The organism is Rhodococcus sp. (in: high G+C Gram-positive bacteria) (genome assembly GCF_049591685.1).
In the GTDB taxonomy this organism is placed as follows: Bacteria; Actinomycetota; Actinomycetes; order Mycobacteriales; family Mycobacteriaceae; genus Rhodococcoides.
Genome location: NZ_JBAWFH010000259.1, coordinates 1 through 10256, shown reverse-complemented (window position 1 = coordinate 10256; position 10256 = coordinate 1). Strand labels below are relative to the sequence as shown.

Below are 10256 nucleotides of genomic sequence, written 5' to 3'. Positions count from 1 at the left end.
CCACCGACCACCCGCGCACGTTTCAGCCGCCCGCGCGGTTTGCAACCTGCGCCAACAATCGGAAGGTGCGCGGACGCGGCCGGGTGGAGGTTCGACGCGTGCCCGCTCAGCGCCCGTCCGGTCCGGTCCCGCTCAGCGCCCCGTCACCGACCATCCGCGCACGTTTCAGCCGCCCGCGCGGTTTGCAACCTGCGCCAACAGTCGGAAGGTGCGCCAACACGGCTGGGTGGAGGTTCGACGCGTGGCCTGAACGAGGTCTACATCCGGGCGTGCCGGGCGAGGACGAAGGAGTAGATGCCGTAGAGCGCGATGCCGACGCCGGCGAGGATCAGCAGGATCTGGCCGAACGGTTGGGCGCCGAGGGTTTTGATGGCTCCGTCGAGGCCGGTGGCTTTGCTGGGGTCGGAGGTGAACACGGCTCCGATGACGAGGGCGCCGACGCCGACGAGCGCGATGCCCTTGGCGACGTAGCCGATCAGGCCGAGGTGTTCGACGGTTTTGCCGGTGTGGCCTTCGAGGTCGTCGAGGAAGTTTTTCGATACGCCCTTGTAGACGTGGTAGCCGCCGACGCCGATGATGACGAGTCCGACGACGATGAGGGCGAACTTGCCTGCGCCGTTCTCCAGCAACTTCGCGGTCATCGATGCGTTCTGCTGGCCGCTGGATTGGCCGGATCCGCTGGCGAATCGGAAGGTGGTCCATGCGAAGACGATGTAGACGACTGCGAGTGCGCCTGCTTTGAGACGGTCCATTGCGCTGCCCGAGTCCTGGTCGGACTTCTTGCCGACGATGGCTTCGACGATCCGCCACAGCGCGAGGGCGACGAAGGCGACGACGGCGATCCACAGTGCGATTCGTCCACCGGGCTGATCGGCGAGGGTTCCCAGTGCGCCGGACTGGTCGGCGTTGCCACTTTCGCCGAATGCGAGGCGGATGGCGATGTAGCCGATGAGGATGTGGAGCAGGCCGCTGACGAAGTGTCCGACTCTGGCTGCCTTTTCGAAGAGGTCGCTGTTCTGTACGTTCTGTGCGGCGTTGCTGGGTGACGAATTCACTGGTGGCTCCCCGATTGCCCGATGGTCAGCGCACAGTACCCCGGCGCTATGTCGACAAAACTTGTTCCGCGCGCCTCGCGCGTTTCGGGTAACGAGAGGCGAACACTGGTCGATAGAAACAACGAGGAATCAAGCCACAACTCATTTGTTCGGAGTGATCGATCGTGAACCTTCATTCGATGTTTTCTCGACCCAGCGCAGGCGTGCCGCTGCTGGAGACCGCTCGCATGAGCGGCCGACCTCGCACCTGGCCGAGCGAAAAGCTCGAGCGTCTGCTTACTCCCGGCGAAATCGACATGGTCAGGCGCGGTCAGCTCTGACCCCACGGTTTCGCCTCCTCGGCGGCATACTTGCACTTCGAGTAACGCCCGACCGGGAGGGTCATGAAAGCTGCAATTGTCAGCGTCGACGATGATCCGGGAGTATCCCGCTCCGTCGCCCGCGATCTTCGTCGTCACTACGGCGAGCAGTACCGCATCATCCGCGCCGAATCCGGCGCCCAAGCATTCGACGCTCTCAAAGAACTCAAGCTGCGTGGTCAACCCGTGGCTCTGTTGTTGGCCGATTACCGGATGCCGCTGATGAACGGCATGGAATTCCTCGAGCAGGCGATGGACCTGTACCCGCAGGCGCGACGGGTGCTGCTGACTGCCTATGCCGACACCGATGCGGCCATCGACGCGATCAACGTCATCGATCTCGACTACTACTTGCTCGAGCCGTGGGATCCGCCGGAGGAGAAGCTGTACCCGGTGCTCGATACGCAGCTCGAGGCATGGGCGTCGTCGGATCATCGGCCGGTGGAGGAGACCAAGATCGTCGGCAATCGCTGGTCGGCTCGGTCGTTTGAGGTCCGCGAGTTCCTCGCTCGTAACCAGCTGCCGTATCGCTGGTACATGGCCGACGAGCCGGAGGGCGCGAGACTGTTGTCGTCGGCAGGCGTCGACGACACGATGTGTCCGGTGGTGGTCACGGCCGCGGGTACCCCGTTGTTCGCGCCCACCGATTCCGAACTCGGTGAGCATCTGGGATTGACGACGTCTCCGTCGGAGGGCTTCTACGATCTCGTCGTCATCGGTGGTGGTCCGGCAGGGTTGGGTGCGGCTCTGTACGGCGCGTCGGAGGGGCTACGCACGACGCTCATCGAGCGCACGGCGGCGGGTGGTCAGGCCGGCCAGAGTTCGCGGATCGAGAATTACCTCGGCTTCCCCGACGGTGTATCCGGTGCTCAGCTTGCCGACCGTGCTCGGCGGCAGGCGTTGAAGTTCGGCGCCGAGGTCGTGACGACGCAGGATGTGGTGGCGTTGGAGGCCAACGGGTCGGCTCGTACGGTCCGCTTCGCCGACGGCCGCAGTATCGACGCCCAGACGGTCATTCTGTCGACGGGCGTGGCCTACCGGCGGCTGAGTACGCCGGGCATCGAGAACTTCACCGGTCGGGGCGTGTTCTACGGGTCGGCGATGACCGAGGCAGCCGGCTGCGCCGACGAGGACGTGTACATCGTGGGTGGCGCCAATTCGGCCGGTCAGGCCGCCGTCTATTTGGCGCGCGGCGCGAAGTCGGTCACCATCCTCATTCGGGCGCAGTCGCTGGAAGCGTCGATGTCGTACTACCTCGTCAAACAGATCGAGGAGCATCCGCGGATCACCGTGCGCACGAGCACGGAGGTGGTGGGCGTAGCGGGCGACGATCACCTCGAGTTCATCACGCTGCACGATCGCGCCACCGGGGCGGAGGAGACGGTGTCCGCGCACTATCTGTTCCTGTTCATCGGCGCGGCGCCCCGTACCGATTGGCTCGACGGTTTCGTGGTGCGTGACGAGCACGGGTTCGTCGTCACCGGTCCGGATCTGGTGGTCGACGGTAAGGCTCCTGCGGGGTGGAACAGGGACCGTCTGCCGCACCATCTCGAGACGAGCGTTCCCGGCGTGTTCGCTGCGGGTGACGTTCGCTCGGCGTCGGCCAAGCGCGTCGCGTCGGCGGTCGGCGAGGGTGCGATGGCGGTTATGCTGGTGCACCGATATCTGGAAAATCCATGAGCGCGCCGGTGAAGTGCAGCCCAGACCTGCTCAGGACGTTGTTCCTGTTCGAGAAGCTTACCGACGAGCAGCTCGAGAAGTTGTGCGTCGAGGGCCGCCTCGAGACGATCGAACCCGGTCCGGTGTACGCGGAGGGTGATCCGGCGACGTGCTTCTACGTGTTGATCGACGGCTCGCTGGTGTTGAGCAAGAGGTCGGGTGCGGAAGATCTCGTCGTCAATCGCACGTCTCAGCGCGGGGTGTATGCCGGTGCGTGGCAGGCGTATCTGCGGGAGCGGGCGCCGCAGGTCTATCAGGGTTCGATGCGCGTCACGTCCACCTCGCAGTTCTTCGTGCTCGACGCGGACTGCTTCGCCGAGGTCGTATCCGAGTGGTTTCCGATGGCGCTGCATCTGCTGGACCTTTTGTTCTTCGGTCAGCGCAACACCACTCAGGTCATCGAGCAGCGCGAGCGACTGTTGGCGCTCGGGCAGTTGTCCGCAGGGCTGACGCATGAGCTCAACAATCCCGCTGCGGCAGCGGTGCGCGCTACGTCGGCGCTTCGTGATCGCGTCGCGCACATGCGTCACAAGCTCAAGATGACCGCCAACGGAACGCTGGACCGAGGCGCGCTCACCTCGCTCGTCGGGCTTCAGGAGGAGGCCGTCGAGCTAGTGGCGAAGGCGCCCAAGCTTTCTCCGCTCGAGGCGTCGGATCGCGAGGACGAGTTGACTGATTGGTTCGACGACCGCGAGATATCCGGTGGTTGGGATCTGGCACCGACGTTCGTGCAGGCGGGCCTCGACGCCACCACGCTCGAAGGTGCGATCCGGTGGCTCAACTACACGGTCGAGACCGAGTTGCTGATGAACGAGATCGCGGATTCGACGACGCGGGTGTCCACTCTCGTCGGTGCGGCGAAACAGTATTCGCAGATGGATCGGGCGCCGTACCAAACCGTCGACGTACGCGAATTGCTGGACAGCACACTCGTCATGCTCGGTCGGAAGATCGGTGAGGGCGTCACGGTCGTCAAAGAATACGACGCGATACCCGACATCCCGGCGTACGCAGCCGAACTCAACCAGGTGTGGACCAACCTGATCGACAATGCGGCGGCGGCAATGGGCGGCGCGGGCACGTTGACGGTGCGCACATCGGTCGACCACGATCAGGTACAGATCGAGATCGTAGACACCGGTCCCGGAGTGCCGGCGGATATCCGTTTGCGCATCTTCGAACCGTTCTCACCACGAAACCCGTCGGCGAGGGAACCGGCCTGGGACTCGACATCTCCTGGCGCATCGTGGTGAAGAAGCATCACGGAGAACTGAACGTGACGTCCGAACCAGGGAACACACGCTTCGTCGTGCGACTCCCGATCCATCCACCGGCGGAGAACGCCACCGAGGAGACGTAGATGAGCGAAGACGAAATTCCCGGAGTCGACACCACGGTTCCCCCGTCGGGCCCCGGGTGTGCCGAATGCACCACATCGAAGGGCTGGTGGTTCCATCTGCGACGGTGCGCGCAGTGCGGTCACGTCGGCTGCTGTGATTCGTCGCCGTCCCAGCATGCGAGCAAGCATGCCGAGAGCACCCGGCACCAACTGATTCGCAGCTTCGAACCGGGGGAGAGCTGGTACTACAGCTACGCCGACGAGCTGATGTACGACGGGCCCGATCTTGCTCCCCCGCAGCATCACCCGCCGGATCAGGGCACGCCCGGCCCCAAGGATCGGGTGCCCGCGGACTGGCAGAAATACTTGAACTGAGATGAGCGAGAACAAGACCGGACCCACCGACGTCGACGCTCTCCGGTGGCTGGGGGCCGTCGAACATCCCGTCCGACGGGCAGATGGCCTGGTGCTGCACGAGATGTTCGCGCGCATCACGGACCAACCGGCGGTGATGTGGGGTCCGACGATGGTGGGGTACGGCCGGTACCACTACCGCTACGACAGCGGTAGGGAAGGCGACGCCCTCGCAGTCGGGTTCTCGCCGCGTACAGCGTCGCTCGCGATCTACGGACTCACGTACGAGCCGGAGTCGAAGGCGATGCTGGGGCAACTGGGCAAGCACAGGACCGGGGCCGGGTGCCTGTATGTCAACAAGTTGGCCGACATCGATCCGGCGGTGCTGGAAAAGATGATCGCACTGTCCTATCCGTACGTCGTCGGTACGCTCGGGTCATGACGCTGATCGCGGAGGACGTGTTCGTGCTGTTGGTCGACGACAACACCGGTAAGCCGATGGTCGACAGTACGAAGTTTCCCCGAGTTCTCGCAGGTGCGCTGGTGTTGGAGCTGGCGATGAACGGTTCCGTTCGAATCACCGGCAGGGGTGAGCCGGTGAAGGACGGTCGTCTGGTCGTCTCCGGCCCGCCGCCAACGGACCCGCTTCTCGCGCGGGCGCACGCGGTCATCGGTGGGGAGAAGAATCCGATGAAGCCGCAGAAGGCAATCGAGAAGCTGCAGAAAAAGCTGACCGAGGAGGTCGGGTCCCGGTTGGCGCACCGGGGATTGGTCACCGAACGACGCGACAAAATCCTGGGCCTGTTTCCCACGACGACGTGGCCCGCCCGCGATACGACACGTCAGGATTGGGCGCGCCAGTGGATCGGCAGTGCCATCGTCGACGGTACGACGCCTCCTCCCGAGATCTCCGCACTGATCTCGTTGGTCGCCGCGATCGACGCCATCCCGAAAGTGCTGCCGGGCGTCGACAAGAAGGCGGCCGCCAAGCGCGCCAAGGAGATCGCCGAAGGCGATTGGGCGAGTGCCGCAGTGCGCAAAGCCGTGCAGGACGTCAACACCGCCGTCATGGCTGCGGTGATGGTTCCGATCATCGTCACCACGACCAGCTCGTGACGAGGTCGTTGGCGATTCTGATGTTCGACGACGTCGAGGTCCTCGACGCGTGCGGCCCGTTCGAGGTGTTCTCCGTCGCGAACCGCATCACCGAACGCGAGATGGGGGAGCCGGCGTTCGAGGTGGTAATGGTAGGCGTCGACCACGCACTGGGAGGACATCGGCGAATCGCGTTCGCGCCGGACCGAACTCGAAGTTCGCGAGAATGTCCGCTTTCTCGATCACGGTGACATTGCCACGTCGGCAGGAATCAGTGCCGGCCTCGACCTGTCGCTGCACTTGATCGGTCGGTTGGTCGGCGAGGAGACGGCGAGACTTACGGCACGTCAGATGCAGTACACGCCCGCGCAGTAGTTTCAGGCCCTTTCGCGACCTCAGGCGGTCAGGACTCGCAGGACGAGGGCGGCGGTCGACGCAGAAAGGGCCCGGCGTGAGCCGGGCCCTTCGCTGGATGGACGGTGCTACTGGGCGTTCTTCTGCGCGTGCCCTTCCGCGGAATCGGCGAACTCCGGGGTGTCGAACGATTCGCCGCCGAGTGGATCGACGGGAGCGTTGTCGTGTGAGTACCCCACTTCACCGGTCGCCGGATCGACCGCGAGTGACTCGCTCGAAACCTCGTGCACGGCAACGACCATGTGCCCTCCGTTGTTCGGCACTGCGAGGCCGTCGCGGGACGGTCCGAGACCGGAGAACGTCGACGAGATGCCGGCCTTACGGGCTGGTTTCGGCGCGGCCTCGGCTCCGACAGCCAGTGCTTCCTCAGGTGTTTCGGTTGCGGGCGTAGCCGTCACTCGTAGGTAGCGAGGCGTGGTGGCGACGTCGTAGCGGAACGCCTTGAGCAGCGACACGCATGCCAGAACCATAATGATCGAGAACGGCACAGCAGTGGCGATCGATGCTGTTTGTAGTGCCGTCAGTGAACCTGACCCCCCGACCAGTAGGAGGATCGCTGCGGCGACGCCTTCGAGCGTCGTCCAGTAGATGCGAGTGATCTTTGGAGTGTCCAGGTTGCCACCGGAGGACAGAATGTCGATGACCAGCGAGCCGGAGTCCGAGGAGGTGACGAAGAAGAACACCACTACGAGAATCGCAAGGACACTGGTTATCGTCGCCAGCGGCAAGCCGTCGAGCAGTTGGAACAGGCTGGTGTTCGTACTCACTGCTCCGTCGACGAGCATGTCGCCGTCGTCGCGCTGACGCAGAATGCCCGCGTCACCGAAGATGGTGAACCACATCGACGCGATGATCGTCGGTGCGAGCAGAACACCGAAGACGAATTCACGAATGGTGCGACCTCGCGAGATACGGGCGATGAACATACCCACGAACGGTGCCCAGCTCATCCACCAGCCCCAGTAGAAGATGGTCCACGCACCGGACCAGCCGTCGTCGGCGAACGGCGCAGTACGCAGCATCAGCTCGGGGAACGCCTGGATGTAGCCGCCCATGTTCTGCACCCACGACTGCAGCAGGAACAGGGTGGGGCCGAGAACGAGGACGAATACGGCAAGTGCCGCGGCGAGAACCATGTTGATGTTCGACAGCCACTTGAGGCCCTTCGACACACCGGAGACCACAGAGAAGGTGGCAAGTGCGGTGACGAAAACGATGAGAACGACGATCAGCCAGTTGTTGGTCTCGATCCAACCGAGGTATTCCAGACCGGCGGAAATCTGCTGGACGCCGAATCCGAGCGAGGTGGCGACACCGAAGAGTGTGCCGATGATCGCGACGGTGTCGATAGCGTGGCCGATGGGACCTTCGATTCGTTGTCGGCCGAGGAGCGGCTCGAGAATCCAGCGGACCGACAGCGGACGACCCTTACGGTAGGTCATGTAGGCGAGGCCCAGGCCAACCACGACGTAAATGGCCCACGCGTGCAGGCCCCAGTGATACATGGTCAGTTCCATGGCCTGGTTGGCGGCTGCATCGGTGCTGCCGGCAACGCGGCCGGCCTCGGGGGGCGTCACGTAGTGCGACAGCGGCTCGGCGACGCCGTAGAAGACGAGGCCGATGCCCATGCCCGCGCTGAACAGCATCGCGAACCAGGACAGGACGCCGAACTCGGGCTTCTCGTCGTCACGGCCGAGGCGGATGTTGCCGACGCGGCTGATGCCGCAGTACAGCGCGAACACCACGAAGATGGTGGCACTGAGGATGTACCACCAGCCGACGCCGTCAGTGATGCCCTCGTTGAGCGATTCGAACGCGCCCTCGGCGGTTCCGGCGAACACGACCGCGAACGCGATCATGGCGAAAATGATGATCGACGCGGGGATGAACACGGGCTTGCGCAGCCCGGCCCACGCTTCCTTCACCGGGTTGGGCTTCTTGGTATTCAATTGACGCTTACGTCCTCACGATTTCGTATGCGAATCGTGGACGGCGGCCGATGCTGTCGTCAGCGCGGGCCGACCACGTTCGGATCTCGTACTTTTCGGTCAAATGCCGAGAACAACATAACGGACCCGCGCGCGTCGACGCGAACTGCTGTGTGCTTCGCCTCGCCCGCGGCACGTCTGCCGATTAGGGTCTGAAGGCGTGCCGCAAACCCTGCTGGTGGTGCTTCTCGCGCTCGGCGCCGCGTTGTGCATCGCCATCGGGACGGTGGTCCGGCAACGAACCGCTGCCGAGGTACCTGCCGAAGACGTCGGCGTGATCGGGCCGATCACCTCCCTCGTCAAGCAGCCCGTCTGGTGGCTCGGCACCCTTGTCGGGTTCGCCGGGTACGGGTTGCAGGCGGCCGCACTCGGGCTCGGTTCGCTTCTGCTCGTGCAGCCGTTGCTGGTGATGTCGCTGCTGTTTGCACTGCCCCTCGGCGCACGGTTCGGGCACCGCGCCATCGCAGCGCGTGAGTGGCTTTGGGCTGCGGCCCTCACGGCCTCGGTGGCAATCCTGGTCGTCGTCGGCGATCCGAAACCCGGCATCGAACGCGCCGAAGCGCGGCACTGGGTGCTCGTCTGCCTCATCGGCATACCGTTCGTCGTCGTCTGCGTGGTCGCGGCGCATCGCAGCGCGGGTTCACCCAAGGCACTGCTGCTGGGCGTCGCTGGCGGGGCGCTGTTCGGGGTGGCGGCCGTGCTGACCAAGGGCGTCGTCCACCTGGTGTCGCGAGGCTTCGTCCCCGTGATCGCCTCGGTGGAGCTGTACGCGCTCATCGCGGTGGCCGTCTGCGCCATCACGCTGCAGCAATCGGCATTCGCCGCCGGGTCGCTGCAGGCGTCACTGCCCGCGACGACGGTGATGGAACCCGTCGTGGCCTCGGCGCTCGGATTCGTCGTACTGGGCGAATATCTGGCAGCCGATCGCAACACGACGGCCGTGTTGGTCGTCGCGGTGATCGCGATGGTCACGGCAACCGTCGCACTGGCTCGATCGTCGGCGAAGGACGAACCCGCCGCGTCGATCGGTCCGTGACCGGGGAGAAGCCGACGCAGCTTCGCTCGACCTTGCACTCACCATGGTCGAGTGCTAGAAATGCAGTTGGCACTCTCGACACGTGAGTGCCAGGTCGGGACACGGTGAGGTCGGGGATCATAGACACCCCTGGTCGTCCGTCGCGGGCACCGAGCTCGGCCAGCAATGTGTCACCCCCAATCCGGAGGATCACTTCGCAATGGCCAAGATCATCGCGTTCGACGAAGAGGCACGCCGTGGCCTCGAGCGAGGCCTCAATGCCCTCGCCGACGCAGTAAAGGTGACGTTGGGCCCCAAGGGTCGCAACGTCGTGCTCGAGAAGAAGTGGGGAGCTCCCACGATCACCAACGATGGTGTTTCCATCGCCAAGGAGATCGAGCTCGAAGATCCCTACGAGAAGATCGGTGCCGAGCTCGTCAAGGAGGTCGCCAAGAAGACGGACGACGTCGCTGGCGACGGCACCACCACCGCTACCGTTCTCGCTCAGGCTCTGGTTCGCGAAGGCCTGCGTAACGTCGCAGCCGGCGCCAACCCGCTCGGCCTCAAGCGCGGCATCGAGAAGGCTGTTGCAGCCGTCACCGAAGCGCTGCTGGCTTCCGCCAAGGAGATCGACACCAAGGAGCAGATCGCTGCTACCGCTGGCATCTCCGCAGGCGACCCGTCCATCGGCCAGCTCATCGCCGAGGCAATGGACAAGGTCGGCAAGGAAGGCGTCATCACGGTCGAGGAGTCCAACACCTTCGGCCTGCAGCTCGAGCTCACCGAGGGCATGCGCTTCGACAAGGGCTACATCTCGGCGTACTTCGCCACCGATGCAGAGCGCCAGGAAGCCGTCCTCGAAGACGCGTACATCCTGCTCGTCAGCTCCAAGATCAGCACCGTCAAGGACCTGCTGCC

Annotated in this window: 10 protein-coding genes and 1 pseudogene; 9 read left to right on the top strand and 2 right to left on the bottom strand. The window is 64.4% G+C overall.

Annotated features, from left to right (window positions below; translation table 11 throughout):
• Positions 1-257 precede the first annotated feature (257 nt).
• The gene (locus WBQ44_RS11005; RefSeq protein ID WP_495566723.1) at positions 258-1055 is read right to left on the bottom strand and encodes a DUF1206 domain-containing protein; all 798 of its coding nucleotides are present in this window, start codon (positions 1053-1055) and stop codon (positions 258-260) included.
• 179 nt (positions 1056-1234) lie between these two features.
• Here WBQ44_RS11005 and WBQ44_RS11000 point away from each other — a divergent pair, with 179 nt between their 5' ends.
• The 7 genes and pseudogenes from WBQ44_RS11000 (at position 1235) to WBQ44_RS10970 (ending at position 6172) form a co-directional block, all read left to right on the top strand.
• Entirely contained in the window at positions 1235-1375 is a 141-nt protein-coding gene (locus tag WBQ44_RS11000; RefSeq protein ID WP_495566722.1) for a hypothetical protein, read from the top strand.
• A 63-nt stretch (positions 1376-1438) separates the two neighbouring features.
• On the top strand, positions 1439-3094 hold the full coding sequence (locus tag WBQ44_RS10995; protein ID WP_495566721.1) for an NAD(P)/FAD-dependent oxidoreductase: 1656 nt from the start codon (positions 1439-1441) through the stop codon (positions 3092-3094).
• Positions 3091-4493, top strand: a pseudogene (locus WBQ44_RS10990) (ATP-binding protein). Before WBQ44_RS10995 ends, WBQ44_RS10990 begins: the two are co-directional and overlap by 4 nt.
• Positions 4494-4847: a UBP-type zinc finger domain-containing protein gene (locus WBQ44_RS10985; RefSeq protein WP_495566720.1), complete on the top strand. Its 354-nt coding sequence runs from the start codon at positions 4494-4496 to the stop codon at positions 4845-4847. It begins immediately after the preceding pseudogene.
• 1 nt (position 4848) lies between these two features.
• A complete protein-coding gene (locus WBQ44_RS10980) occupies positions 4849-5268 on the top strand; it encodes a DUF1801 domain-containing protein (RefSeq protein WP_495566719.1) in 420 nt (139 codons plus the stop codon).
• Positions 5265-5942, top strand: a complete 678-nt coding sequence (locus tag WBQ44_RS10975) for a GOLPH3/VPS74 family protein (protein ID WP_495566718.1) — start codon at positions 5265-5267, stop codon at positions 5940-5942. The genes WBQ44_RS10980 and WBQ44_RS10975 overlap by 4 nt, the downstream gene beginning before the upstream one ends.
• Positions 5939-6172, top strand: coding sequence for a hypothetical protein (locus tag WBQ44_RS10970; RefSeq protein ID WP_495566717.1), 234 nt, complete (start codon positions 5939-5941; stop codon positions 6170-6172). The genes WBQ44_RS10975 and WBQ44_RS10970 overlap by 4 nt, the downstream gene beginning before the upstream one ends.
• A 231-nt stretch (positions 6173-6403) precedes the next feature.
• Here WBQ44_RS10970 and WBQ44_RS10965 read toward each other — a convergent pair whose 3' ends face one another.
• Entirely contained in the window at positions 6404-8194 is a 1791-nt protein-coding gene (locus tag WBQ44_RS10965) for a BCCT family transporter (RefSeq protein ID WP_495566725.1), read from the bottom strand.
• A 289-nt stretch (positions 8195-8483) separates the two neighbouring features.
• Here WBQ44_RS10965 and WBQ44_RS10960 point away from each other — a divergent pair, with 289 nt between their 5' ends.
• Positions 8484-9359 carry a DMT family transporter gene (locus WBQ44_RS10960; protein WP_495566716.1) on the top strand — a complete coding sequence of 292 codons (876 nt, stop codon included), beginning with the start codon at positions 8484-8486 and terminating at the stop codon, positions 9357-9359.
• 199 nt (positions 9360-9558) lie between these two features.
• Positions 9559-10256 (top strand): chaperonin GroEL (groEL, locus tag WBQ44_RS10955; RefSeq protein ID WP_495566724.1); only part of this gene is annotated, 698 nt, incomplete at its 3' end.